The 25,166-nt window shown below is 61.5% G+C and carries 24 protein-coding genes; 15 read left to right on the forward strand and 9 right to left on the reverse strand.

The genetic code is table 11. The features are described from left to right. Nucleotides 1-183 precede the first annotated feature (183 nt). The 7 genes from EKH49_RS12180 (at nucleotide 184) to EKH49_RS12210 (ending at nucleotide 5,405) form a co-directional block, all read left to right on the forward strand. The gene (locus EKH49_RS12180; protein ID WP_128471068.1) at nucleotides 184-633 is read left to right on the forward strand and encodes a DoxX family protein; all 450 of its coding nucleotides are present in this window, start codon (nucleotides 184-186) and stop codon (nucleotides 631-633) included. Between the two features lie 141 nt (nucleotides 634-774). Beyond that, on the forward strand, nucleotides 775-1,761 hold the full coding sequence (paaA, locus tag EKH49_RS12185) for a 1,2-phenylacetyl-CoA epoxidase subunit PaaA (protein ID WP_128471069.1): 987 nt from the start codon (nucleotides 775-777) through the stop codon (nucleotides 1,759-1,761). A gap of 1 nt (nucleotide 1,762) precedes the next feature. Continuing rightward, entirely contained in the window at nucleotides 1,763-2,053 is a 291-nt protein-coding gene (gene paaB / locus EKH49_RS12190) for a 1,2-phenylacetyl-CoA epoxidase subunit PaaB (protein WP_038992280.1), read from the forward strand. After that, entirely contained in the window at nucleotides 2,050-2,910 is an 861-nt protein-coding gene (paaC, locus tag EKH49_RS12195) for a 1,2-phenylacetyl-CoA epoxidase subunit PaaC (protein ID WP_128471070.1), read from the forward strand. The genes paaB and paaC overlap by 4 nt, the downstream gene beginning before the upstream one ends. Nucleotides 2,911-2,946: 36 nt before the next feature. After that, nucleotides 2,947-3,444, forward strand: a complete 498-nt coding sequence (paaD, locus tag EKH49_RS12200; RefSeq protein WP_128471071.1) for a 1,2-phenylacetyl-CoA epoxidase subunit PaaD — start codon at nucleotides 2,947-2,949, stop codon at nucleotides 3,442-3,444. Beyond that, on the forward strand, nucleotides 3,441-4,601 hold the full coding sequence (paaE, locus tag EKH49_RS12205) for a 1,2-phenylacetyl-CoA epoxidase subunit PaaE (RefSeq protein ID WP_128471072.1): 1,161 nt from the start codon (nucleotides 3,441-3,443) through the stop codon (nucleotides 4,599-4,601). Before paaD ends, paaE begins: the two co-directional genes overlap by 4 nt. An 18-nt stretch (nucleotides 4,602-4,619) precedes the next feature. Then, on the forward strand, nucleotides 4,620-5,405 hold the full coding sequence (locus EKH49_RS12210) for an enoyl-CoA hydratase/isomerase family protein (RefSeq protein ID WP_128471073.1): 786 nt from the start codon (nucleotides 4,620-4,622) through the stop codon (nucleotides 5,403-5,405). Between the two features lie 69 nt (nucleotides 5,406-5,474). Here EKH49_RS12210 and EKH49_RS12215 read toward each other — a convergent pair whose 3' ends face one another. Next, complete coding sequence (locus EKH49_RS12215; protein ID WP_128471074.1) at nucleotides 5,475-5,927, reverse strand: Lrp/AsnC family transcriptional regulator; 453 nt, start codon at nucleotides 5,925-5,927, stop codon at nucleotides 5,475-5,477. Between the two features lie 225 nt (nucleotides 5,928-6,152). Between EKH49_RS12215 and pdhA the strand changes: the two genes are divergently transcribed. From pdhA to EKH49_RS12235, 4 genes are all read left to right on the forward strand, one after another. Next, the gene (gene pdhA, locus EKH49_RS12220; RefSeq protein ID WP_052253880.1) at nucleotides 6,153-7,316 is read left to right on the forward strand and encodes a pyruvate dehydrogenase (acetyl-transferring) E1 component subunit alpha; all 1,164 of its coding nucleotides are present in this window, start codon (nucleotides 6,153-6,155) and stop codon (nucleotides 7,314-7,316) included. A 1-nt stretch (nucleotide 7,317) separates the two neighbouring features. Beyond that, on the forward strand, nucleotides 7,318-8,400 hold the full coding sequence (locus EKH49_RS12225) for an alpha-ketoacid dehydrogenase subunit beta (RefSeq protein ID WP_128471075.1): 1,083 nt from the start codon (nucleotides 7,318-7,320) through the stop codon (nucleotides 8,398-8,400). Continuing rightward, the gene (locus EKH49_RS12230; RefSeq protein ID WP_128471076.1) at nucleotides 8,401-9,822 is read left to right on the forward strand and encodes a dihydrolipoamide acetyltransferase family protein; all 1,422 of its coding nucleotides are present in this window, start codon (nucleotides 8,401-8,403) and stop codon (nucleotides 9,820-9,822) included. A 242-nt stretch (nucleotides 9,823-10,064) separates the two neighbouring features. After that, nucleotides 10,065-11,093, forward strand: coding sequence for a hypothetical protein (locus EKH49_RS12235; RefSeq protein ID WP_128471077.1), 1,029 nt, complete (start codon nucleotides 10,065-10,067; stop codon nucleotides 11,091-11,093). 37 nt (nucleotides 11,094-11,130) lie between these two features. On the opposite strand, the gene EKH49_RS12240 is transcribed toward EKH49_RS12235, so the two are convergent. After that, on the reverse strand, nucleotides 11,131-11,820 hold the full coding sequence (locus EKH49_RS12240; RefSeq protein ID WP_066140870.1) for a phosphatase PAP2 family protein: 690 nt from the start codon (nucleotides 11,818-11,820) through the stop codon (nucleotides 11,131-11,133). Nucleotides 11,821-12,074: 254 nt separating this feature from the next. Here EKH49_RS12240 and EKH49_RS12245 point away from each other — a divergent pair, with 254 nt between their 5' ends. The 3 genes from EKH49_RS12245 to menD all read left to right on the forward strand — a co-directional run bounded on the left by EKH49_RS12245 (nucleotide 12,075) and on the right by menD (nucleotide 17,136). After that, nucleotides 12,075-13,070 (forward strand): o-succinylbenzoate synthase, encoded by a 996-nt coding sequence (locus EKH49_RS12245; protein WP_128471078.1) that lies wholly within the window; start codon nucleotides 12,075-12,077, stop codon nucleotides 13,068-13,070. A gap of 125 nt (nucleotides 13,071-13,195) precedes the next feature. Then, nucleotides 13,196-15,289: a PhoX family protein gene (locus EKH49_RS12250; RefSeq protein WP_128471079.1), complete on the forward strand. Its 2,094-nt coding sequence runs from the start codon at nucleotides 13,196-13,198 to the stop codon at nucleotides 15,287-15,289. 155 nt (nucleotides 15,290-15,444) lie between these two features. Further along, nucleotides 15,445-17,136: a 2-succinyl-5-enolpyruvyl-6-hydroxy-3-cyclohexene-1-carboxylic-acid synthase gene (gene menD, locus EKH49_RS12255; RefSeq protein ID WP_236641152.1), complete on the forward strand. Its 1,692-nt coding sequence runs from the start codon at nucleotides 15,445-15,447 to the stop codon at nucleotides 17,134-17,136. 85 nt (nucleotides 17,137-17,221) lie between these two features. Here the strand turns inward: menD and EKH49_RS12260 are convergent, their stop codons facing one another. The 4 genes from EKH49_RS12260 to EKH49_RS12275 all read right to left on the reverse strand — a co-directional run bounded on the left by EKH49_RS12260 (nucleotide 17,222) and on the right by EKH49_RS12275 (nucleotide 21,202). Then, nucleotides 17,222-18,004, reverse strand: coding sequence for an amino acid ABC transporter ATP-binding protein (locus EKH49_RS12260; RefSeq protein WP_066140860.1), 783 nt, complete (start codon nucleotides 18,002-18,004; stop codon nucleotides 17,222-17,224). A 13-nt stretch (nucleotides 18,005-18,017) separates the two neighbouring features. After that, complete coding sequence (locus EKH49_RS12265; protein WP_038992263.1) at nucleotides 18,018-18,809, reverse strand: amino acid ABC transporter permease; 792 nt, start codon at nucleotides 18,807-18,809, stop codon at nucleotides 18,018-18,020. Between the two features lie 99 nt (nucleotides 18,810-18,908). Then, nucleotides 18,909-19,697 (reverse strand): ABC transporter substrate-binding protein, encoded by a 789-nt coding sequence (locus tag EKH49_RS12270; RefSeq protein ID WP_128471081.1) that lies wholly within the window; start codon nucleotides 19,695-19,697, stop codon nucleotides 18,909-18,911. A 167-nt stretch (nucleotides 19,698-19,864) separates the two neighbouring features. Continuing rightward, on the reverse strand, nucleotides 19,865-21,202 hold the full coding sequence (locus EKH49_RS12275) for an isochorismate synthase (protein ID WP_128471082.1): 1,338 nt from the start codon (nucleotides 21,200-21,202) through the stop codon (nucleotides 19,865-19,867). A 292-nt stretch (nucleotides 21,203-21,494) separates the two neighbouring features. Between EKH49_RS12275 and EKH49_RS12280 the strand changes: the two genes are divergently transcribed. Next, nucleotides 21,495-22,592, forward strand: coding sequence for a polyprenyl synthetase family protein (locus EKH49_RS12280; protein ID WP_128471083.1), 1,098 nt, complete (start codon nucleotides 21,495-21,497; stop codon nucleotides 22,590-22,592). 94 nt (nucleotides 22,593-22,686) lie between these two features. Here EKH49_RS12280 and EKH49_RS12285 read toward each other — a convergent pair whose 3' ends face one another. From EKH49_RS12285 to EKH49_RS12295, 3 genes are read right to left on the reverse strand one after another with little or no spacing between them, the layout of a single operon-like run. Continuing rightward, the gene (locus EKH49_RS12285; protein WP_128471084.1) at nucleotides 22,687-23,199 is read right to left on the reverse strand and encodes an HIT family protein; all 513 of its coding nucleotides are present in this window, start codon (nucleotides 23,197-23,199) and stop codon (nucleotides 22,687-22,689) included. Continuing rightward, nucleotides 23,199-23,633, reverse strand: coding sequence for a hypothetical protein (locus EKH49_RS12290; protein ID WP_038992256.1), 435 nt, complete (start codon nucleotides 23,631-23,633; stop codon nucleotides 23,199-23,201). The genes EKH49_RS12285 and EKH49_RS12290 overlap by 1 nt, the downstream gene beginning before the upstream one ends. An 18-nt stretch (nucleotides 23,634-23,651) precedes the next feature. Further along, nucleotides 23,652-25,055 carry a PucR family transcriptional regulator gene (locus EKH49_RS12295; RefSeq protein ID WP_128471085.1) on the reverse strand — a complete coding sequence of 468 codons (1,404 nt, stop codon included), beginning with the start codon at nucleotides 25,053-25,055 and terminating at the stop codon, nucleotides 23,652-23,654. Between the last annotated feature and the right edge of the window lie 111 nt (nucleotides 25,056-25,166).

Below are 25,166 nucleotides of genomic sequence, written 5' to 3' on the forward strand. Positions count from 1 at the left end.
CCAGCCGGAAACCGTGCTGTCCGCAACTAGTTGAACCTGGTTGCGGGCAGCACGGTTTTTTCGTGACAAAGCGTACGCGGCAAATTCCTTCATATTATTGAAGTTTCAACTAATTTTCCAATAGGGTTGAGGCAGTAACTGAATGGGACTTGTCCCTGCATTTCAATCTTTAGGAGTTCACTAATGTCTGCTCTGGAAAATAACGCAGGCCTGCAGGCTGCTGCCCGCACCCTGCTTCGCTTGGCTTTCGGATTCCTCTTCCTGGCCCACGGCTGGCAGAAGTATTTCCAGTTCACCATCGAGGGAACCACCGCGGCCTTTGGCCAAATGGGTGTTCCTGCCGCCAGCCTGCTTGCCCCGGTGGCTGCAACCTTGGAGATCGCTGGCGGTGCCGCTATTATCCTCGGCCTGCTGACCCGCGTATTCGCAGGCCTGTTGGGTGTGCAGATGGTCGTCGCGCTGTTCATGGTTCACGCTGCGGGTGGAGTCTTCGTGGAAAATGGCGGCTTCGAGCTCGTCTTGGCACTGGCCGCCGGGGCACTGGCGCTGCTTCTGGTGGGCCCTGGACGGATCTCGCTTGATGCGCTGATCTTCAAGGGCAAGAAGGCGGACAAGGTGCTCGTCAACGCCTAAGTCCCAGCTTTCGCAAACCCCGGGAAATCTTTCCCGGGGTTTTGTTGCGCCTGGAGGCGGGTTCATGTTGACGTGATCGAGCGCACTCTGACATACTGAACGAACGGTCAGTATGTAATTTGTTTTCGATGAGGTGAACCCATGGCCCCGACCACACCGCAGGAGCCGGGACTGAGTGCCGTCCCGAGCTACGAAGAAGAGCAGTCCCAAGCGCGTTTCGACGCCTTGATCGATCAGGACTCCCGCGTCGAGCCACGCGACTGGATGCCTGAGAAGTACCGCAAGACCCTCAGCCGCCAGATCTCGCAGCACGCGCACTCCGAAATCATCGGCATGCAGCCTGAAGCGAACTGGATTACCCGCGCTCCATCGCTGAAGCGCAAGTCCATTCTGATGGCCAAGGTGCAGGACGAAGCCGGTCACGGCCTCTATCTCTATTCGGCCGCCGAGACCTTGGGCACCACCCGCGACGAGTACAACGAGCAGCTGCTCTCCGGCAAGGCCAAGTACTCCTCGATCTTCAACTACCCCGCACGCACGTGGGCGGACATGGGCGCTATCGGCTGGCTGGTCGATGGGGCGGCGATCGCCAACCAGGTTCCGCTGTGCCGTGCTTCCTACGGCCCCTACGGTCGCGCCATGGTCCGCGTGTGCAAGGAAGAATCCTTCCACCAGCGCCAGGGCTTCGAGATCCTGCTCTCGCTCTCGCGCGGCACCGATGCGCAGAAGAAGATGGCGCAGGATGCCATCAACCGCTTCTACGAGCCAGCCCTGATGATGTTCGGCCCGCCAGACGAGCAGTCGCCGAACTCCCAGCAGTCCATGGCTTGGAAGATCAAGCGCTTCTCCAACGACGAACTGCGCCAGCGTTTCGTCGGCATGATCGCCGAACAGGTCAAGGTTCTCGGCCTGACCCTGCCGGATCCCGAGCTGCACTTCGATGAAGAAAAGAAGCAGTGGATCCACAAGGATCTGAACTGGGACGAATTCATGGCAGTCATCAAGGGCAACGGCCCAGTGAACGCGCAGCGCATGGAACGCCGACGCGAAGCGCACCGCGAGGGCGCCTGGGTCCGTGAAGCCGCCGCAGCATACGCAGCAAAACAAGCACAAAGTGAGGTTGCCTAGCATGAGCCAACAGAGCAATTGGCCCCTGTGGGAAGTATTTGTCCGTTCATCCCGCGGACTCTCGCACGTCCACGCCGGATCCCTGCATGCACCGGATGCCCAGATGGCCGTGCGCAACGCCCGTGATCTGTACACCCGACGCAACGAAGGCGTGTCCCTGTGGGTTGTGAAGTCCACCGACATCATCAGCTCCGACCCTGATGAGAAGGACGCCTTCTTCGAATCCCCTCAGGGCAAGGACTACCGCCACGCGACCTATTACAAGGCCAGCGAGGGAGTGAAGCACCTGTGAAGCACGAAGAACTCGACGAAGCCCTCGACAGCTTCGGCGATGCGCTGGCCTCGGCCACCCGCGTCACCCCGGGCAACGCCCTGCGACCGGAAGACATCGCTGTGGGCGGCGTCAAGCCGAGCGAAGAAGTTGCGCAGTACGCACTGACCCTGGGCGATGACGCCCTGATCCTGGCCCAGCGCATGTCGCACTGGATTTCCCGCGCTCCCGAGCTGGAAGAAGATGTTGCCCTGGGCAACATTGCACTGGACGTCCTCGGCCACGCCCGCTCCTTCCTTACCTACGCCGGGCTGGCGTGGGACAAGACCGAGGACGATCTAGCCTACTGGCGCGAGGAAGAGGAATTCACCTCGCTGTGGATCGTCGAGCAGCCCAACGGCCACTTCGGCGTCACCATCATCCGCCAGCTGATCGTCTCGATCTTCCAGAACCTGCTATACAAGCAGCTGACCGAATCCAAGGATGAAACCCTGGCCGCCATCTCGGCCAAGGCAGTCAAGGAAGTCGACTACCACCGCGACCACGCCATCCAGTGGACCATCCGCCTGGGCAAGGGCACCGAGGAATCGGCCGCCAAGATGCGCCACGCCCTGGAAATCCTGTGGCCGTACGTCGATGAGATGTTCCGCGATGAAGAAGTTCACCAGAACCTTGAGGGCATCGCCGTGCTGCCTTCCACCCTGCGCTCCGCGTGGGAGGAAGAAATCACCGCGGTACTGGATGCAGCCGGCTTGGAGATTCCTTCCACCGGTCAGGCCATGGCCTACGGCCGCCGTGGCGAGCACTCCGAACACCTGGGCTACCTGTTGGCGGAGATGCAAGTTCTCGCCCGCAAGCACCCCGGTGCCAGCTGGTAATTACGCAACTTTTGCCCGAATAAGGGGGAAGCAGTCTTGAGCAAAACGATCGCTGACGCCAAGGACCTGTTCGCTATCGCATCGAAGGTGACCGACCCGGAAATCCCGGTGCTGTCCATTGCAGACCTGGGAATCCTTCGTGAAGTGGACATGGCCGAGGATGGAACCGTGCAGGTGGTCATCACCCCAACCTATTCAGGTTGCCCGGCGATGGATGCCATCAATGAAGACCTGTACGCCGTTTTCGGCGATGCCGGATATGAAAAGGTTGACGTCAAGCTGGTGCTGACCCCAGCGTGGTCAACCGATTGGATGACCGAGGAGGGGAAGAGCAAGCTCGAAGAGTACGGGATCGCTCCACCCACCGGCAAGGGCCATGCAGGCCGCGTCACCCTGGGCATGAGCGTGAAGTGCCCGCGGTGCCACTCGCTGAACACGCGTGAGCTGGCCCGGTTCGCCTCGACTTCCTGCAAGGCGCTCTACACCTGCAAAGACTGCTTGGAACCCTTCGACTACTTCAAGGTGCTCTCATGACCGAACAAACCACACCCACCCGACGCCGGGCGTCCTTCCACCGGCTCAATGTCTCGAACGTGCGCCGGCTGACCAAGGACTCAATTGAAGTCACTTTCGCCATTCCCGCAGAACTGAGCGAGGAATACGACTACGTTGCAGGCCAGTACGTGGCGTTGCGCAAGGAAATTCCCAACGCCGAAGGCGAACTCGTCGAGCTGCGCCGTTCCTACTCCATTTGCGCCGCTCCAACCGGGGATGAGATCAAGGTAGCGATCAAGCGCGACCTCGGCGGCCTGTTCTCCACCTGGGCCAACGAATCCCTGGCCGCGGGGGACCAGATCGACGTGATGAGCCCCGCTGGTGCTTTCATTTCCAAGCACAAGCTCACCGAGATCAACGATCCATCGAGCATCGACACCACAGCGCAGGACCGCTTCGTGGCAGTTGCCGCCGGCTCGGGCATCACCCCGGTGCTGGCCATTGCCCGCACGATCCTTGAAGCCAATGACCACACGCGCTTTGACCTGATCTACGCGAACAAGGCAGCCATGGACGTCATGTTCCTTGAGGAACTGGCTGACCTGAAGGACCGCTACCCATCGCGTCTGGCGCTGCATCACGTGCTCAGCCGCGAGCAGCGCATCTCGCCGCTGCTCTCCGGCCGCATCGACGCAGAGAAGCTCACCACGTTGCTGACCAGCGTGGTCCAGGCGCCGAACGTGGACGAATGGTTCCTCTGCGGCCCATTCGAACTCGTCCAGCTGGTCCGCGACCAGCTAACCAGCCTGGACGTTCCCGCGGAAAAGGTCCGCTTCGAGCTGTTCACCACCGGTGAGCCGACCAAGCCGCAGGGGCATATCGGCCGCCCGGTCGAGGTGGACGAGAACGAGGAAAGCTATGAGATCAGCTTCAACCTCGATGGCCTGAAGGGCGAAGTCAAGTCGCCCGTGCGCGCCAATGAGACCGTGCTGAACGCCGCACTGCGCGTCCGGCCGGACGTTCCATTCGCCTGCGCCGGCGGCGTGTGCGGCACCTGCCGTGCCAAGGTCACCTGCGGCACGGTCACCATGGCCGAGAACTACGCGCTGGAACCAGAGGAAGTCGAAGCCGGCTACGTGCTGACCTGCCAGTCGCACCCGACCAGCGAGAAGCTGAGCGTCGACTTCGACGCCTAGAAAGGCCAGGACGAATCCATGATCGAACTGACGATTGCCGATTCCATCGCACGGGTGGTGCTCAATGCTCCGCAGAAGATGAATTCACTGGACGAGGCGGCGTTGGCCGAATTGTCCGAGGCCTATGACAAGGCAGCGGCGGCCGTGGAAACCGGAGAGGTCCGCGCCCTGGTGCTTTCCGGCGAAGGCCGCGGCTTCTGTGCCGGACGCGACATCTCAGGGGTCAACCCGGCAGATGACGACGTCATCGGTTACCTCGACGGCAAGGTGCAGCCGCTGCTGGAGAAGATGTCCAGCTTCCCGGCTCCCACCTTCGCCCTGGTGCAAGGCGCCTGCCTGGGTGTCGGCCTTGGCCTGGCTGTGGCCACCGACGTGGTGTACGTGGCGGAGAGCGCCAAGATCGGCTCGCCGTTCGCCAACCTGGGCGCGACCCTGGACTCCGGGGGGCACTGGCTGTTCACCGAGCGCCTCGGGGCTCACCGCACGCTGGACATGATCTACACCGCCGAGCTGATTTCCGGTGCCGAAGCTGTGCGTTCGGGCCTGTTCTCTCGTGCTTTCCCGGCCGAGGAGTTGGCCGAGCGCGGCGAGGAGATCATCGCCAAGGTGGCCCAGGGGGCCACCCAGGCTTTCGTAGCGTCCAAGCAGCTGGTTGCTGAAATCCGCGACCAGCGCGTGGGCCTGTGGAACTCGATGCGCACCGAAAACCGCGCGCAGGCAGCCTTGTGCGACACCGCTGATTACGCCGAAGGATTCAAGTCTTTCCAGGAGAAGCGCAAGCCGGTGTTCACTGGCAAGAAGTAGTATCCCAGCAAATACGAGAAGAGCACCTGGTGGCATCCAGGTGCTCTTCTCGTGCGTTAAACGTGCCGGCTATCGGGTGTCGGTGTCTTCGAAAATCAGCAGGGTCTGCGTATCCAGAACCGTTGGCAATGACTGCAATTGCTCAAAGACCACACGGCGCAGGTCCAGATTGTCTTTGGCGCGCACCAGCAGGATCACGTCGAAATTGCCGCCGACCAAGCCCACATGGTGCACCTCGGGAATCGATGCCAGATGGTCACGCAACTCGCGCCAGGAATGCTGGCGGAGTTTCAATGTCACGTAGGCGCTGGCCTTGAGTCCCGCCTTGACCGGATCAACCACCGCCGTATACCGGGTAATCACCCCGGAATCCTGGAGCTTTGCGATACGCGAGTAGGCGTGGGCCCGCGATACGTGCACCTTTTGCGCCACGGTGGTGACCGACTGGCGTCCGTCGCTGGTCAGCTCCGCGAGGATCGCATGATCGACATCATCGAGTTTTAGCTCCGCTTCCGCGGCCATTGATTCTCCTTGTTGACGTGCCGGACGTCTCTATTCCAAACACAATCTATTGACACTTTTCGTCTACGAGTATACGGATACTATTCGCAACTTTCCACGATTCCCCGTCGGACTGGATACAGAATGCCACTCATACCCATAATTGATTGCAAATGATGTTTGGGTGAAGTGAGTCACAAGCTGTTGTGCTCATGGACCAGCCAGAACCACGAAAGGTGGGAGAACATGAGCACTGAAGCGCATGCGGATCGCATCTCTGAGGTCAGCAAGAAATTCGGGATTACCCCTGAAGACTACATGCTGCCAGCACGCCACATGATCAACCTGTTGAACCCGGACGGAACCCTGCGCCCAGAGGATCAGCAAGGCACTGAGCCGGGCCACGAGTACCCGCTGCCGAGCCCGGCCCGGCTGCTCGAAGCCTACGCTGCCCTGGTCACCGGCCGACGCGTCAACGACCAGAACTCCGCGCTGGTCCGCCAGGGCCGCATGGCGGTCTATCCCTCCAGCCATGGACAGGAAGCCTGCCAGATCGCGGCGGCATTGTGCCTGGGCGAGAACGACTGGCTCTTCCCGACCTATCGCGACACCGTAGCGGTGCTGACCAAAGGCGTTGCACCGATGGAAGTCATGACCAGTTTCCGCGGCGAATGGCACTGCGGTTATGACCCGAAGGCCTATAACTGCGCACCGATGTCCACTCCGCTCACCACCCAGCTGCTGCACGCAGTGGGTGTTGCGCACGCTGCCAAGCTGCGCGGCGAAGACACCGTTGTCGTGGCGATGTGCGGCGATGGCGCCACGAGCGAGGGCGACTTCCACGAAGCGCTGAATTTCGCAGCGGTCTTCAACCTGCCGGTGATCTTCTTCGTGCAGAACAACAAGTACGCCATCTCGGTTCCGCTCTCGCAGCAGAGCGCAGCCCCATCCTTGGCTCACAAGGCTGTCGGCTACGGCATGGCCGGCGAGCGCGTGGATGGCAACGACTTGATGGCCTTGATGGCCATCATGACCCGCGCGGTGCGCATGGCCCGCGAGGGCAACGGCCCGCTGCTGATCGAGGCCCACACCTACCGCATGCAGGCGCACACCAATGCCGATGACGACAAGCGCTACCGCGAGGACTCCGAAGTCCAGGAATGGATCGCCAAGGATCCGGTGACCCGGATGAAGGCATACCTGGATGATGCAGGTCTGTTGACCGATGAGACCGTCGCCAAGATCACTGCGGATGCCGAAGCCGTTGCCAAGACCCTGCGCGATGGCATGAACCAGGAAGCTAACACCGATCCACGCGAGCTGTTCGAGCATGTGTACTCGGCCAAGAGCCCGCAGCTTGCGGAACAGCAAGCCATTCTTGTCGACGAACTAGACCGTGAGGAAGCCTAGGATGACTGCCACTACTTCGCGCGTGAACCCGAACGTCAGCGCTGCCACCGCACGGGCCGCGGCAAAGGCTGCCAAAGAGAACCAGCCGGTGACCTTCGGCAAGGCGCTGAATACCGCCTTGGCCGATGCGCTGGTTGCCGATGACTCGGTAGTGATCTTCGGAGAGGATGTGGGAACCCTCGGCGGTGTCTTCCGCATCACCGATGGCCTGACCGCACGCTTCGGCTCCGAGCGCTGCTTCGACACTCCGCTGGCCGAATCCGGCATCGTCGGCATGGCCGTAGGCATGGCCATCAACGGCATGCGACCGGTCATCGAGATGCAGTTCGATGCGTTCGCCTACCCGGCCTTCGAGCAGATCGCTTCGCATGTTGCCAAGATGCGCAACCGCACCCAGGGCAAGCTGAATCTGCCAATGGTGATCCGCATTCCTTACGCCGGCGGCGTCGGCGGCGTGGAGCACCACTGCGATTCCTCGGAAGCCTACTACGCGCACACCCCGGGCCTGAAGGTCTTCACCCCCTCGTGTGTCGAGGACGCCTACCTGATGCTGCGCGAAGCCATCGATTCGGATGATCCGGTGGTCTTCTTCGAGCCGAAGAAGCTGTACTGGTCCAAGGAACAGGTTGACCTTGGGCAACTGGCCGAACAGTACGAGGCAAAGAAGAGCGCCACGACCGAGGGGCAGGCACGCATCGCCCGCCCGGGCAGCGATGCCACGCTGATCACCTATGGTCCAAGCGTTTCCACCGCAATGGAAGCCGCCAAGCTGGCAGCCGAGGAAGGCATCAGCCTGGAAGTAGTGGACATCCGCAGCATTGTGCCATTCGATGACGAGACCGTCTGCGCATCGGTCCGCAAGACCGGTCGGGCCATCGTGGTCGCCGAAGCCCAGGGCTTCGCCTCGGTAGCCAGCGAAATCGTAGCCCGGGTGCAGGAACGCTGCTTCCACTCGTTGGCGGCTCCGGTGCTCCGCGTGACCGGATTCGATATTCCTTATCCGGCACCAACGCTGGAAAAGTTCCATCTGCCAAGCGCCGAACGAATTCTCGACGCGGTTGACCAGCTTCAGTGGGAGGCGTAAATGAGCATCAAGACTTTCCTCTTGCCAGACCTTGGCGAAGGGCTGACCGAAGCCGAGCTGGTGCGCTGGATGGTTGCTGCCGGTGACGTCGTTGCGGTCGACCAGCCCATTGCAGAGGTGGAAACCGCGAAGTCGCTGGTGGAAATCCCTTGCCCGTTCGAAGGCGTCGTCTCCACCTTGCATGGGGATGCCGGCCAGATGATGCTGGTGGACGAGCCTTTCATTTCGGTGAACACCGGCGGTGAAGACGCTGCGGTCCCTGCCGGCGAAGAAGCCGAACGTGCCCAGTCCTACCGCGAGGAAGAGCGCGCCGGCACCCAGGTTCCTGCCGAGGATGATGCAGAATCCGATGAAGGCAGCGGAAATGTGCTCATTGGCTACGGCACCTCCTCTGCCCAGCGCAAGACCAGCCGCCGGCGCAAGCCGCGCTCAGGGGTCGCGTCGGCCGCACTCCAGGCACCAGCTGAAGCGGTGCGCGTGATCAACCCGCTGGTACGCAAGCTGGCTCGTGACAACGCATTGGACATCACCACGGTTCAGGGCACCGGTCCAGAAGGGCTGATTCTGCGCGCAGACGTGGAAGCCGCCTTGTCAGCTGATGCGGTGCAGCCTGAACCGGCAACACCTGCAGCGCCGATGCCAACTCCCGCAGCCTCAGCTTCGGCCTCGGTTGCGGTGCCGGTGGCCCAAACTGGGGAAGCTGATGCGAAGACCGGCCTGCCTGTAGCTTCCTCACAGGTGCTTTCGGGCGTGCGCAAGACCATCGCCAACGCGATGAGCACGTCGCGCCGGGAGATCCCCGAAGCGACCGTGTGGGTGGATGTCGACGTCACCAAGCTGCTGAAGCTGCGTTCGAAGATCAAGGAGGCAGACGGCCAGGCCCCGAGCGTCATGGCGCTGGTCGCGCGCTTCGCTGTGGCCGGATTGCAGCGTTTCCCGGAACTGAACAGCCGCATCGACGTTGAGGCTGATGGTGGATTGCGCCATACCCTCTTCGAGGGCGTGAACCTTGGCTTCGCCGCCCAGACCGACCGCGGCCTGGTTGTGCCCAATGTGCGCGATGCCCACAAGCTGAATGTCAAGGAACTGTCCGCCGAGTTCGCTCGGCTGGCTTCGGTGGCGCGCGAGGGCAAGGCCGGCGTTGCCGACCTGTCCGGCAGCACCTTCACAATCAACAACTATGGCGTGTTCAATGTTGACGGCTCCGCGGCCATCATCAACTACCCGGAAGCTGCCATCCTGGGGCTTGGACGCATCGTCGAGAAGCCGTGGGTGGTCAATGGCAAGATCAAGGTCCGCTCCATCTGCGAGATGACACTGAGCTTCGACCACCGGGTTTGCGATGGCGGAACCGCGGCCGGCTTCATGCGCTATGTCGCTGACGCGATGACAGATCCAAAGGCCGCGCTGGCGTCGCTCTAGCGTCCACACTGCCCAGTTCTCGCTCTTGCGAGTGAGCATGGTGCCCGTCGAACCTCAGGAGGAACGGCGGGCATCATTCTTTTTGCTGGCATTCTGTCAATGCCCGACGATTCATTCCCATGTCAACCGCTAGTTGGTAGAGTTAAATCGATAATCATTTCTGTGCTGGAAATAAGTTGCGCCCGTCTGCTTGCTCGGAAAGTGGGCCAACCGGCACAAAGCAGCGAAAGCAGGGGATTGGGATGGCAATCGCAGGGACCGGAATCAGGAATCGGCCGCTGACCTGCCTGCTGCTTCTTCTCCCGGCAGCCCTTTCGGGTGCCACCTACGCGCTGCTTGCTGGCGACCTGCCGGAAATGACCGCCACGCACTGGAGCTCTACCTACCCGGACGGGTTCACCCGAACCGCCGTCTTTGTCCCGGTCTGCATCGGGCTGACCATCGTTGGTGCCATCACCGGGATGTTCTCCTTGATGCTGCGCAACAAACCGGCTTTGCTCATGATGCTGCTCTTTGCCGGTGGCCTGCTCGCGTGGAGTGCAGCTGGCGTTTTCGTCAGCTCGGCGGCAGCGACAGCGCTCGCCGAAACACCTGAAACGGCAGTGCTGGGCGGCATGATGGTTTTGCTTATTGCCTGCGCGTTGCTGGGCATAGCGCCGCTGTGGGCCAGCGGCATCTACCAGCAGTACACACGGCAATTCAACGAGGACCGCCAGCAACGAATCGATGCAGCCCAAAGCGTACAGCGGACTGACGCGGTGGAGGCATTCGCCGAGCCACAGCCAGAATCCAGGCAAGCGGAGTTCAAGCAAACCATGGCCGCACCATGGTGGATGTGGATGCTATGCCTCGTGCTGTTCGCGGCACTGATCGTTGCTGTAGTGCTGCCCTTTCTGGCCGGTGGAAGCCACGACGGCAGCTTGGCGAGCGTCATCCTTCCCGTGGCCCTGTCAGCCGCAGTCTGCGTGCTGATGCTAGGTGTGATCTGGATCCGCGTATCCATCATCGGCGATCGTTTCCGGGTATCTTCCGCGCTCTTGGGGATCCCAATGCGAACTATCAAGATCACTGACATTGAATCTGTGACCAGTGAAAAGATCAATCCCATGATGTGGGGAGGCTGGGGCTGGCGGATCATTCCAGGCGGTTCGGCCATCGTGATGAAAGAACACGAAGGCCTCGTTTTCGACCTCAAGAACAAGAAGCGATTCGCCGTGACCATTCCGGACTCAAGGCAGGCTGCGAACGTTCTCAACGCCCGCATGGGCTAGGCGGAACAGCAGCCTGCTTGATTCCTGTGCCGGTGCCCTATTTCTTCAAGGTGCGCATGGGGCCGATAACCACCGAGCGCAGCACTAAGCCGGATACCAGCGACGCGGCCACGACATGGATAATCCCCAAGGCAGCGTAGGCCAATTGCAGGAACTCCGGAATTTTCTGGATGTGCGGGTGCGGCAGGACGAAGGACAATCCGATGACAGCAGCCCAGAGAACCAAGCTGCCCGCTCCGACATTCCTCGACCAAGATCCCTTGGGAACTTCGTGGCTCAGCGGCTGGATGCGCTGGAGCACTGCCGAAGCCAGAACCAGCCAGAATCCTGCCACCACGAAACCAGCGGCAATGTCGCTTGGGCGGTGCCAGCCGCAGATCAGGGTGGCCAGTCCCGTCACCGTGGCGAATAACCAGGCAATCGGTTGCACCACTGGACGCAGCTTCGGTGGCGACACCAGATACATCAGTCCCATGGCGGCAGCGGCGGCGGTGGTATGCCCCGAGGGGAAGGAATTTCCTGTAGTGCCGAAATTGAAATCCGGGCGGGTCAAGACCTCGTGCTTCAGAAGCTGCGTGGTGCCGGCTGCGGCTGCGGCCGCGAGGATAGCTACGATGGCCCGAAGGAAATGGCGGTCGCGAATCACCCGATACAGCAGGAATACTGCAGCAATCGCGCCACAAATTGCTGGCAAGAGATCCAGGAATTCGCGGACCGGATTGAGCAAGTCGGTCCGGGGCCACCATTGCGACCACGCGATGAATCCTGCCTGATCCGCCCATTGCCCACTGCGTTGCTGAACGAAAAATATGTACTCAAGACAGAAAAGCGCAACCAGCAGCAGCAAGGCCCACCACCACCTGATATGGTGCGGGCGCGTGGAGGCTGAATGGCGTGGCATATCTCTAGGGTGTCATATCCGGCAGGCGGAACGGCACCGTTCAGGCATGTAACCATGCCCACGCTCGCTAGGCTTGGACTATGAGCTTTGAACTACCGCCCCTTGAAGAATTGCTGGCGCATTCCCATGTTGTCCGCCTTCCGATGCGCGTGAAATTCCGTGGCGTCACCCAGCGCGAGGCCCTGCTGATCGAAGGGCCGGAAGGCTGGGGCGAATTCTCTGCCTTCACCGAGTACGGAGCTGCGGAAGCCGCACGATGGATGGCCGCCGGAATCGAGGCCGCCTACCAGCCGTTCCCCGAACCGCTGCGCACCAGCATCCCGGTCAACGCCACCCTGCCAGCGGTTGCGGCGAAGGATGTAGGGGCGGTTCTTGAACGCTACGACGCGCCGCACACCATCAAGATCAAGGTGGCAGAACAGGGCCAAGGCCTCGACGAAGACCTGGCCCGCGTGGCTGAAACCCGGCGGCTTTACCCGCAGGCAGCGCTGCGCGTGGACGCCAATATGGGGTGGGATATCACCCAGGCGGTTCCCGCACTGAAAGCACTGAGCGAGTACGACCTGCAATACGCAGAGCAACCGGTGCCTGGCATTACCGGGCTGGCGGAAGTTCGCGAGCAACTGCGCAACGCCGGAAACCCGTTGAAGATCGCCGCAGATGAAGCGGTACGCAAGCACACCGACCCCCTGGAAGTCTCGCGGTTGGGCGCGGCGGATCTGATGGTCATCAAGGCCCAGCCGCTGGGCGGCATCAGCGCTGTGCTGGACATTGCCAAGCACGCGGATCTGGATGTCGTCGTCTCCAGCGCACTGGATACCTCGGTAGGCCTGGCCCAAGCGGCGGCATTGGCCAGCGCACTGCCAGCATTGCCCTATGCCTGCGGCCTGTCTACCGGCACTTTATTCGCCAAAGACGTTTGTGCCGAGCCGTTGCTGGCTACCGCCGGATATTTGCCGGTGCGCCGCATTGAGCCAGATCACCAGAAACTGGAGCGCCTGCGTCCAGAAGAGGCGCGCGTAGGCTGGTGGCGGCAGCGGCTGGAATCCTGCTATGCGGAACTGGCTAGGGCATAGCACTACTCAGGAATCTGTTTCCCTGCCGTTCACCTTTGCGTTGCATTTAGAACACTTCCAAGTGAAAACCTCAGTTCGAGTCATTCCCCTGACGATGAGCCACATACTGAGGAAGTGAGCGGATCATGAATCCAACCCGTACCCTTTTGCCAATGCTGGGCCACACCCGCGGCGGCCGTTCTGCAGCTACTTGCCACTTCAAGTGCGCTGACGCCTGCACCAAGCCGGATTGCAACACTTCGTCCAATGGCTACTTCAAGGACATCGCCGACAAGTCGATGTCCCGCCGCAGCATGCTGGGCCTGGGCGCCGTCGGCGCCTCGGCACTGGTCATCGGCCCGCAGCTCTTCGGCGCTGCTGACGCGACCGCGGCGCCACTGGTGCCAATGAAGCCAGGCAAGGGCGGGCACCTTTCGTTCGACGCCATTGAGCCGGTGTCGCGTTCGGTAGATACCGTTTCAGTTCCTGACGGCTATGACTGGAACGCCATCATCCGCTGGGGCGATCCGCTCTTCAAGAACACCCCGGCATTCGACGCCTCCAAGCAGTCGGCCCGCAAGCAGGCAGAGCAGTTCGGCTACAACTGCGACTACCTGGACATCATCGTCGACAAGTACTCGGGCCGTACCGGCGTACTGGTGGCCAACCACGAATACACCAATGAAGACATGATGTTCGACGCTGCCTGGTTCGAAGCGAACAAGGACGAAGCCCGCAAGATCGCGATGAACGCCCATGGCTTCTCGGTCGTCGAGGTCAAGCGCAAGAAGAACGACAAGAAGTGGAGCTACGTGCAGGGTGGCGAGCGCAACCGCCGCATCACCGCCAGCACCGAATTCCTGGTCGACGGCCCAGCGGCAGGCAGCGATCTGCTCAAGACCGCTGCTGACCCAACCGGAACCAAGGTCCTTGGCACCCTGAACAACTGCGCCGGCGGCACCACCCCGTGGGGCACCGTGCTCTCCGGCGAAGAGAACTTCGACCAGTACTTCCGCGGCAAGGGCACCGCTCAGGAAGCCCGCTACGGCATCGGCACCGGCGCGACCGACCGCGGCTGGGAAGACATCGACCCGCGCTTCGGCCTGCACAACGACGGCTACGAGAACGAGGCCAACCGCTTCGGCTGGGTCGTCGAAATCGATCCGCAGGACCCAACCTCCACCCCGGTCAAGCACACCAACCTGGGCCGCTTCAAGCACGAAGGCGCCAACGTGCGCATTGCCAAGAACGGCAAGGTCGTTGCGTACTCCGGCGACGACTCGCGCTTCGAATACCTGTACAAGTTCGTCTCGAAGAACACCTATTCCAAGCACGATCGCAAGCACAACATGGGCTTGCTTTCCGAAGGCGACCTGTACGTTGCGAAGTTCGAAGGCAACTCGCCAGCAAGCGAAATCGACGGCAGCGGCGCTGTCCCGTCCGATGGCGCCTTCGACGGCATGGGCACCTGGCTGCCGCTGGTGAAGAACGGCGAATCCAAAGTCGATGGCATGAGCATCGACGAGGTGCTGGTCTACACCCGCCAGGCAGCCGACAAGGTCGGGGCCACCAAGCTGGACCGTCCGGAAGATGTCGAGCCGAGCCCGGTCTCCGGCAAGGTCTACGTGGCGCTGACCAACAACACCGACCGCGGCAAGGAAGGCAAGGAGGGCGCCACCGAAGTCAGCCCGCGCGTCCGCAACCGCGACGGCCACGTACTGGAAATCACCGAGGCCGGAAACGACGCCACCGCGGCGAAGTTCACCTGGAACATCCTGCTGGTGGCCGGTGACCCCAATGTGAACGGATCGACCTACTTCTCCGGCTACCCAGCCGACAAGGTCTCGCCAATCTCCTGCCCGGACAACCTGGCCTTCGACTCCAAGGGCAACCTGTGGATCTCCACCGACGGCGCCCCCGGCACCATCGGCTACTCCGATGCACTGCACAAGGTCACCCTGACCGGCAAGGACCGCGGCCGCGTCGAGCAGTTCCTGGCCGTGCCAACCGGCGCAGAGACCTGCGGCCCGCTGATCCATGACAAGGACAACTCGGTCTTCGTTGCCGTGCAGCACCCGGGCGAAGGCGGCAGCTTCGCCAGCCCTACCTCGCTGTTCCCGGATTTCGTGAAGAACGCCGCTGATGCAGGCAAGGGCCAGTTCTACGGTCCACGCCCATCGGTAGTCCAGGTCTTCACGGAAGACGCGAAGCCGGGCAAGGGCAAGGGCCGCAACAAGTAGGCGCAGCCAGCCCGAGCCCCCAGGGCGCCGGCAGGATCCATCAGCGGATCTTGCCGGCGCCCTGGCGCATTCCAAATCGGTACTCCGGCAGCCCAAGGCATAGACTTGGATAATTGCCTTCAGCTATGGAATCTAAGGAGTCATGCCGGGTGGGAATGCAGCAACCTGACGAGCAACGTGCCATCACCACCGCTCGCCACGTACTCTCCGCAGTGATCCGCGCGGGAATCAGGGATCTGGTGATCTCTCCCGGTTCACGCAGCGCCCCATTGGCCTACGCCGCGGCCGAGGCCGCCGCTGCCGGGATCCTGGATATCCACGTGCGCATCGATGAACGTTCTGCCGCGTTCATGGCATTGGGCCTGGCCCAAGGCACCGGGCGGCCGGTAGCACTGGCCGCCACCAGCGGCTCTGCCGTCGGGCAGATGCTGCCGGCGGTGATGGAAGCCAACCACACGGCGACACCGCTGCTGGTTCTTTCTGCTGATCGCCCCGATGAATTGCACGGCACCGGGGCAAGCCAGAGCACCCGCCAGAAAAACCTCTTTGGCGAGCACGTGCGCCTGGCGGCCAATGTTCCTGCCGGAGCAGACCCGCAGGACCAGGTCCGGCAGGTCTTAGCATCCTTGGCTGGCGACCAGCAGGTTCCGGCCGGCCCGGTCCAGTTGAATTTGCAGTTCCGGGATCCGCTGATTCCAGCACCGGAGGAGCGCATCGAGGAACAACGCTGGACTGCGATTGAACCCGGGCGATGGCCGGGACCGCGCCAGCCGGATATGTCGGCCCTGCCCGTCCAGCAGCTCAAGCCTCGCCGGAGCGTGGTCGTCGCCGGGCATGGAGCTGGCGAGGAGGCGCAGCAATTCGCCCAGGAACTGGGGCTGCCGTTGTTCGCCGAGCCATCGTCCAACGCACGTTTCTCGGCCAATGCCATAGGCCACTACCGCCCGCTGATCACCGTGGGCCTTGAGCGCATTGAACGCGTGGTGCTCTTCGGCCGCCCTACCCTGAGTCGCCCGGTGGGCAAGCTGCTGGCCGACCCGGCGATCGAATCAGCGATCTGGCAGCCGGTGCCGGTGGCCTGGTATGAGCAGGGCCGGCGACGCGAGACCCCGGTCAGTTCCTGGAGCGAGCTGCGCCAATTCGCCGGCTCTGGTGCACCGGGCTGGCTGGAAGCGTGGCAGCAGCTCGATGCGCAGGCGCTGGCAGTGCGCCAGGGCCTTAGCCGTGCATCGTCTGTCAATGGGCCAGCTGTCGCCGAGGCTATTTGGGAACACTCGCCGGAAGTGCTCCTGCTCGGCTCTTCGAACATCGTCCGCGATTTCGACTTGGCGGCCCGCCCGGCACCAGTACGGACCATGAGAGTGCATGCCAATCGCGGCCTGGCCGGAATCGATGGAACCATCGCCACCGCCCTGGGCCTGGCCCAGGGCAGCAAGCGTCCGACACTGGCGGTGATGGGGGACATCACCTTCGCGCATGATGCCAGCTCGCTGTCCTGGACTCCGGGTGAAGAGCAGCCCGTGGTGGACATCGTGGTCTACAACGATGGGGGAGGAGCAATCTTCTCCACCTTGGAGCACGGTGAAGTAGACGCTTCGGGCCGCTACGCCAATGCGGTGGAACGGCTCTTTGCCACCCCGCAGCGGCTGAGCCTGCTTGCGCTCGCCGAAGCCTATGGCTGGCAGTACGCCAAAGCAGAAACCAAGGAAGAGCTTGGCGCCGTTCTGGCCGCACGGCGCACGGCGAACCTGCGGCTGATTGAAGTGCCGGCCTCGCGCAGCAACCTGCGCGCCGAGACGCTTGAGCTGAACCAGGCGATCGGGCAGCTGTCCTGGCCAACCCCCTGAAGGCCGCTGCGAGGCAAAAAGGAATCCCCTGCGCTGCCAGTCCATTTCACTGGCAACGCAGGGGATTCCTGATGCGCTGTGGTGCTTAGATGTCGACGTGCGTCGGATCGAGCACGCGGCGCAGGAAGTCCTGCGTACGCGGCTGCTGCGGATTGCCGATGACATCCGCTGCCTTGCCTTCTTCCACCACGACCCCGCCGTCCATGAAGAACACCCGGTCTGCAACTTCCTTGGCGAATGCCATCTCGTGGGTGACCACGAGCATGGTCATGCCCGCCTGGGCCAGGTTCTTCATGATGGACAGCACCTCGCCTACGGTTTCCGGGTCCAACGCACTGGTTGGCTCATCGAAAAGCATCAGGGTCGGTTCCATGGACAGCGCGCGTGCGATGGCTACGCGCTGCTGCTGGCCGCCGGAAAGCTGATCGGGGTAGCGGTCGCCGAAGTCGCCCAGCCCTACGCGTTCCAGGTGGCCCAAGGCGATTTTCTCCGCCTCGGCCTTCTTGCGCTTGAGCACCTTGATAGGCGAAACGGTGCAGTTTTCCAGCACCGTCAGGTGCGGGAACAGGTTGAACTGCTGGAAGACCATGCCCACTTGCTGGCGCATCTTGTCCAGGTTCACATCGGGATCGGTGGCGTTGAAGCCGCCGACCATGATGGTGCCGCCATTTGGCTGCTCCAGCAGGTTCACGCAGCGCAGCAGGGTGGACTTTCCCGAGCCGGAAGGACCGATCAGGCAGACCACCTCGCCCGGAGCAACATTCAGGTCAATGCCCTTGAGCACTTCGTTGCTGCCGTAGGCCTTGCGCAGTCCGGTGATTTCCACGCCCGAAGCATGGACTGAAAGCTTATTGGTGTCGCTCGACATTTCCAGGTCCTCTCTATCGCTTGGTCTTTGCGGCGCGGGATTCGAACTTGCGGGCCACCAAGCTCAGCGGGATGGTGATCACCAAGTAGAACAGGCCGGCGACAACCAGCGGGGTGATGCCGGCATCGATTTGCGAGATGCCGTCGCGGCCGAACTTGGTCATTTCGTACTGGGCCATCGAAGCACCGAGGATGAAGGCCAAGGAGGTGTCCTTGGTCAGCAGGATGATTTCGTTGGTCATCGGCGGCAAGACGATCTTGAAGGCCTGCGGGATCACGATGGTGACCATGGCGCGCCATGCTGGCATGCCCAGTGAACGAGCGGCTTCGGTCTGCCCCTTGGGCACTGCCTGCAAGCCTGCACGCAGGGTTTCTGCAATGTATGCTGCCGAGACCAAGCCCAGGGCGCACATGACGTTGACCGGCTGCGGCCACTGTGTTCCAAAGGCCTGCGGCAAGCCGAAGCCGAAGGCCAAGAGCACCAGGATTGCCGGGATGCCGCGGAAGAATTCAATGAATGCGGTGGCGAACCAGCGGTAGGGCGCAAATGACGCCATTTTCATCAGTGCCAGAAGCAGGCCAAGGACCAAGCCGAAGGCGAAGGAAATGATGGTGTAGAAGATGGTGTTCTTCAGGCCGACCAGGATCATGCCTGGGAACATTGGCCCCAGCTTGTCGAAGGAGAAGAAGGCGTAGACTGCCTTGTCCCAGTCGACTGCCAAGACCAATGCGATGATCGCGATGATGAAGATGGCGATCTGGATGGTCTTGCTCATGCGGGCGCGCTGACGGGTGGTCATTGCCATGCTTGATTACCTCTCATGCAGGAAGCGGAGGCAGGGCTGCCAACCTGTGGGCGCAGCCCGATGCCCCCGCTTGCCTTGAAATCAGATGATGCCCGAGAATTACTTCTCGCCGAACCACTTCACGGTCAGTTCTTCCATGGTTCCTGCATCGGTCAAGCGCTTGAGGGTGCCGTTGACCAATTCCAAGGTCTTTGGCTGGTCCTTTGGAACTGCAACGCCCAGCTGCTCGCCGGTCTTGAAGTCGGCAACAACGCTGAAGCCTTCTTTGTCCTTGATGGAGTAGCCGAGTACCGACTGGTTGCCCAGCAGCGCGTCGACCTGGCCAGCCAGCAGTGCCTGGGTCTGCAAGCCGGCATCCTCGAAGCCTACGATGTTGGTCAGGCCCTGTTCCTTGGCGTACTTCTCACCGGTGGTCGCCTGCTGGACGCCGACCTTCTTGTCCTTGGCGGATTCAAGATCCTTGATGCCTGAACCGTCTGCCGAAATCAGCACCAGGTCGTCATCCATGTACGGGGTGGAGAAATCCATCTTGGCCGAACGCTCTTCGGTGATCGAGACGGAGGAGATCGCTATATCGCACTGGGTGTTGAACAGGCCGGATTCGATGGAGTCGAAGCTGGCGTCGATGACGTTCAGATCCAGTTCTGCATCCTTGGCAATCTCAGCTGCGATGTCCATGTCGAATCCGACGTTCTTGCCATCCTTGACGAACTCGAATGGCTCGTAAGGAATATCTGAGCAAATGGTGAGCTTGCCTTCGTTCAGCGGGAATGAACCAGCTTCGGCTTCACCTTCAGAACCGGAGCCGGAACCGCAGGCGGTGAGCGCCAGCAGTGCAACGGAAGTGACAGCAACTGCGGAGGCGAACTTCTTCTTGAGACTACGCATAGGATCAGAACCTACTTTCGGGTAATGCGAGTGGATCATTGCGTAGCCATAATCATAACCACGCCAGCACTAGGCTGAGATTCACCTCACACATGACGCGCCGAGAGTAAGGATTGTTTATGCTCAACCGGGTGCTACCCGGCCGTCTTCCCTTGTGCGGACTGGGCCTACTCGGCGCCCAAGGCTTGGCGCATGGGACGCATCTTGGCCCACGACTCGGCTAATTCATCTTCCGGCACCGAGCCGGGGACAATGCCGCAGCCGGCGTACAGGCGCATCAGCTTTTCGTCTTCCAGGATTCCGCCGCGCAAGGCGATGCCGAATTCGCCATCTCCACGGCTGTCAACCCAGCCGACCGGACCTGCGTACGGGCCGCGGTCCATTCCTTCCAGTTCGCGCAAGAGCACGCCGGCCTTCTTGGTCGGGGTGCCGCATACGGCTGCGGTCGGATGGAAGATCTCGGCAACATCCAGTGCGGTAGGCAGGGTGCCGGCGGCATCTGCGCGCAACTGGGCACGGACGTCGCTGGCCAAATGCCACACATTGGGAAGCTGGAGAATAAATGGTTCCTCCGGGGCATTCATGCCGTGCGAAATGGGATTCAAGGACGCGGTGAGCGAATCGATGGCCAGCTGGTGCTCATTGCGCTGCTTCGGATCCTCAAAGAGGTTGCGGTGCGCGAAGTCGGGATCTTCGGCACCAGCGGCAGCGCGGTCCAGGGTTCCGGCCAGGACGCGGGCCTCGGCCAAGCCTCCGGTCACGCGCACCAGCATCTCCGGGGTAGCGCCCACCAGGCCGTCAACAGAATAGGTCCAGCAATTGCCATACTGCTCGGTCAGCGCATCGACAACGCGGGCCAAGTTGATCGGGGTGGAACTATGCGCCAACACGTCACGGGCCAGCACCAGTTTGGAGATTCCGCGTTCCTCGAAATAGCCGAGCGCATGGTCCACGGCTTCAAGATAGGAACCGGCGGTCAGCTGTCCGCTGGTCAGCTCGATGCTGCCGGGTTCGGCTGCCGGCAAGGATGCATCTGCCATCGCTGATTCGGCGCGTGCCAGGGCCTGCTGGTAGGTCAGTCCGTCAATTTCCTCGGCGCTGCCGGTAACGGTGATCCATGACTTCTCCTCATCGCGGCCGATAACCAGCTGGGGGATGACCATGCGCGATTCGAAAACGCTGGTGAAGGAAAACGCGAAAGAGCCAAAAGACACCAGGCCGCTGCCCGGGCGGGAGATCGGGTCGATGATTCGAGCCTGCTCGATGACCTGTGCGAACCATGCGCGTGCACGCGCAAAGCGCTCTTCACCGTGCGTGTGCAGGCGGGCGGCAGTGCCGAAGCCGACCAAGCCGTGGCCGTTGCGGGTCCATACCAGGCTTCGGTGACGCAATGAGTCGGCCAGCAGTGTTTCGGGGGCATCGAGGTATTCGAAGGTGATGCTGGTGAGAACAGGAGCCGACGGCTGATGAGCGCTGGCGCTAAGAACGGGCGAATCTGCAGACATGATAAGGCTAAGCCTACCGCGCAATGCCGGGGAAAAAGGCTTGCGGGTGTCCGTGGTCACCCCTGTGAGATCGGCCGGGTCGGGTGAGAAGTGCAGGGGGAACCCGGTAAACTCTAAATCGACCTCTCAGGTCGCTGGTACCAGACCGGTAGGCCCGGCTCCGGCCATGCCAGCAATGTGCAGTTGAAAGCATCGGCTAGAGTGAAGAGATGTTTGCGTGCATCTTGCAGGCAAGATTGCCTTCGCACACCGCGATGGCCAACCCGATGAAAGATAAGTAAGCCGTAGAACAGTGACTGATTCGAAGAGCAACTGGACCGCAGCCGGACATGACGTCTCCGACTCGATTGAGCTGAATCCTGAAACCGCTGCATTAGCTGCGGCCATCAATCTTCCCTCGGGCTTCGCTTTGCTGGCCGAGGATCCGGACTTCGGTCCGGCTATTTCCATGGGCATGGCAAAGGTGGAGAAGCTGCTGCGCGATGCGCTGGCCAACTCCGACCCCTTGATCGACGCATCCAGCCGCCACCTTGTCGAGGCCGGGGGCAAGCGCGTACGCCCGCTGCTGGTGCTGCTGACCTCCCTGCTCGGCGAGGGCGTCAACGATGAGGTCATCAAGGCGGCGGCTGTCGTGGAACTCACCCACCTGGCCACCCTGTACCACGATGACGTCATGGACTCCGCTCCCATGCGCCGCGGTGCACCGACCGCACATGAAGTGTGGGGAAACTCCGTTGCCATTCTCGCCGGCGACCTGATCTTCGCCCGTGCTTCGGTGTTCGGTTCCGAACTGGGTCCAGAAGCAGTCATGTGGCAGTCGCGCACTTTCGAACGCCTGTGCCTGGGACAGCTGCATGAATCCATCGGCCCCCGCGAGGGCGACGATGCCATCGAGCACCACATCCAGGTGATTAGCGACAAGACCGCATCGCTGCTGTCGACTTCCGGCGCTTTCGGCGCGCGTTTCGGTGGTGCCCCTGACTACATCGAGGTGCTGCGCGAGTACGGCGAAAAGGTTGGCATTGCCTTCCAGGTCGCCGATGACGTGATTGACCTGGCGTCCAAGGAAGCAGATTCGGGCAAGACTCCGGGCACTGATTTGCGCGAAGGCGTGCCGACCCTGCCGATTCTGCTGCTTCGCCAGGCGGCTGCGGACGGCGACACCCAAGCACAGCAGGCTATCGAACTGGTCGATGCGGACCTGACCAGCGATGAAGCCCTGGCGGCCGCTGTAGAAGCCGTGACCGCCCATCCGGCAATCCACGAGGCCTGGAAGGCCGCGCGCAAGTGGGCCGATGATGCGATTGCCGTCCTGGCTCCGCTGCCAGAAGGCACCGTGAAGCAGGCGCTGATCTCCTTCGCCGATGCGGTGGTTACCCGCGAAGCCTAGACGGGATTGAACAAGCAAACCCCGGAAGACTGCGAAAGCCTTCCGGGGTTTCCTTGTGCTCGGGGCCTGCTTCTGCCCACGTGCATGCTCCTGCTTATCTGACGATATCCTCGCGAGTCAGCGGCTGCGGATGCTCGGGGGAGAAGAGCGCCTGGCGCAGCTGTTCCGCTTTGCTCGCCCGCTCCTGGATTGAAACCCGGTGGCGCAGCTGCCGATAAAGCTCGTCATCGGCGTAGCGCGGGAAAACATGCTGGTGATAATGCCACACGTGCTGATTGCCCGCCGGCTCATTATGCTGCCGGGTACTCGTGCCTTCCGGATCCCAGGCCAGCTTCATCGCCAAGGCGACGCGCTTGGTTTCGCGCATGACCGCGGCACCAGCGGCCTCATCGAGGTCATAGAGCGCCTCCAGATGCGCGGTAGGAATGATCATCACATGACCGCCGTAGTTCCCGAACCCATCACAAGCCATGATCGCTGCCACCAGTTCGGTCTGATAGATCAGATCTGTGGGCGCGCACAAGTTGTCCTGGCTGAAGGGCAGGTCGTTAACCAGCTCGCAGAAAGGGCACGCGTAATTGGCTGGTTCATGGGAACGGTGGAGCACTAGTCCTCCAATTCAGCGGCCAGCTCTTCGAAGACCCAGGCGAACATGTCCAGGGTGAATTCGCTGAAGGTGCCTTCCTCGCTGGTCCATTTGCCCTTGGCATTGTTGCGGCGGTAGACGATTGGATCAGGAACATCGAGCTGGGACGCCTTGAAGCCCCAGACGAACTTCTCTTCCTCGTCTTCCAGGAACAAGAGGTAGCCGTCTTCGATTTCCAGTTCTTCCGGATCGAAGAAGTAGTGGTAGGCCTCCATGAAATCTTCATTATTGCCCAGCGCACGATAGAACTCTTCAAGGACGAAGGGAATCGGCACCTCGGACTGCGCCAGCCCTTCGCGCAATTCTTCGGCGCTCAGGCCATCGGCCTCGTTCCACTGGTCTTCCAAGTACTTGGGAACCAGGGAACAGAACTTCTCTAGAAACATGTCTGCCATGTCTTTATCCTATCGAGATTAGCCCAGCTCAAGGGCGCTCAACGCGATCCAGAGCTGGACTCGGTCGCTAGTCACATTCGGGTCGTAGCCGGAAAGGTCTGAAATCTGCTGCATCCGGTAGCGCACCGTGTTGCGGTGCAGGCCCATGGACTCTGCCACCGCGCCCACCGAGCCATCGCGGTTGAGATACTCGCTCAACGTCAGCAACAGGTCGGAATCGTGGGAGGCATCGAACTCCTGCAGCGGCCCCAGCACTTCGATGGCCAAATCCTGCAGGGGAACATCGTGGGCGGCGAGCAGGAGCGAGGTGAGTGACAGCTTGGTAGGCTCGTTGACCCGTTCGCCGTGGCGCAATGACTCCAGGGCCTCGAAGTAGCTCCAGCGGATGCCGGTGGTATTCGGGTAGCGTCCCCCGTAGCCCACGCGCGCCGGAATGCCGGCCGCGAGCAGATACTCATCGAGGTGCTTGACGGACAGCTGCACCTTACCGTGCGCAACGATGATTGCCAATCGGCCATCGATGATCGCCGAAACCTGCGAGGAGAGATCGGAAGGCAGCGGCAGGGTTTGCAAGCGCTCGATCTGGCTTGGAGCCTGGACCAGGATGACCGAGTGCTCGCGCTGGGTGTTCAAGCCCAGAGCGCCCAGGCGTCCAGCCGCATCGGCGCCGACCAGGGCGCCGCCGGCGAGGTCTTCGAGCACTTGGCCGTTGGCGTGGCGCTGCGAAGCGCGCAGCCGGGACTTGTTCGCCAGTTCCAGGCCGATCAGCGACTGCGCGTAGTCGACTACTTGCTGGTGGACGTAGGGCTCGGCAATATGCAAGGTGCACTTGTCGCGCAGCCCGGTGGCCACCGGGCGTTCATGCCAGGAACGCGCCGGATCATAGTCGCCGCTGATCACTTCTCCGTGCAGGGTCAGTGCCACTTGGGTGCCGAGCATGCGTTCGAGTTCCTCGAGCATGCTGTCGAGATCCGAGGAGAGCAGTGTCTGGGCTAGCTTCTGGTGGGACTTCAGCAGGCTTTCAACGCGCTTGAGATGATCGGAGTTCAGTGCTTCGGCAATCAGCCGGGTGATCGCCGCAAAAGGTATCTGATAGGGAACCTCGAAGACGGGAAGTCCTACTTCGCGGGCGGCGTCAACGGTCGCCTGCGGTACCGAATCGTGCTCCAGTCCTGTGCCAAAACCCAAAGCTACGGCATCATTGGCCGCAAGGACATGGACGAACTGCCGTTGCGCGGCTTTGGTCTTCTGGCGAACGCCAGTGGTCAAGACAATTTCTCGTCCGGTCAAGAACTGCGAAGGGTCGAGTAGTTCGGTCACCGCACCCCAGGTGATGACCATGCCATCGCGGTGACTGTGTTCAGTTAGCGGCCGAAGATCGAGCTCGTCATGTTCCAGAAGACCGCGTAAACTAATTGCCATATAGTCATTCTAGTGGGAGAGCGAAAAGTTCCCGATTTAGCAAAATGCTCAAAATGTGGACACGCAAGCTCTAGAAATGACCACAATGTGAAAGTTTTGCAGTAGCTTAGA

The sequence above is a fragment of the Glutamicibacter sp. HZAU genome (assembly GCF_004100365.1).
Lineage (GTDB): Bacteria > Actinomycetota > Actinomycetes > Actinomycetales > Micrococcaceae > Glutamicibacter > Glutamicibacter nicotianae.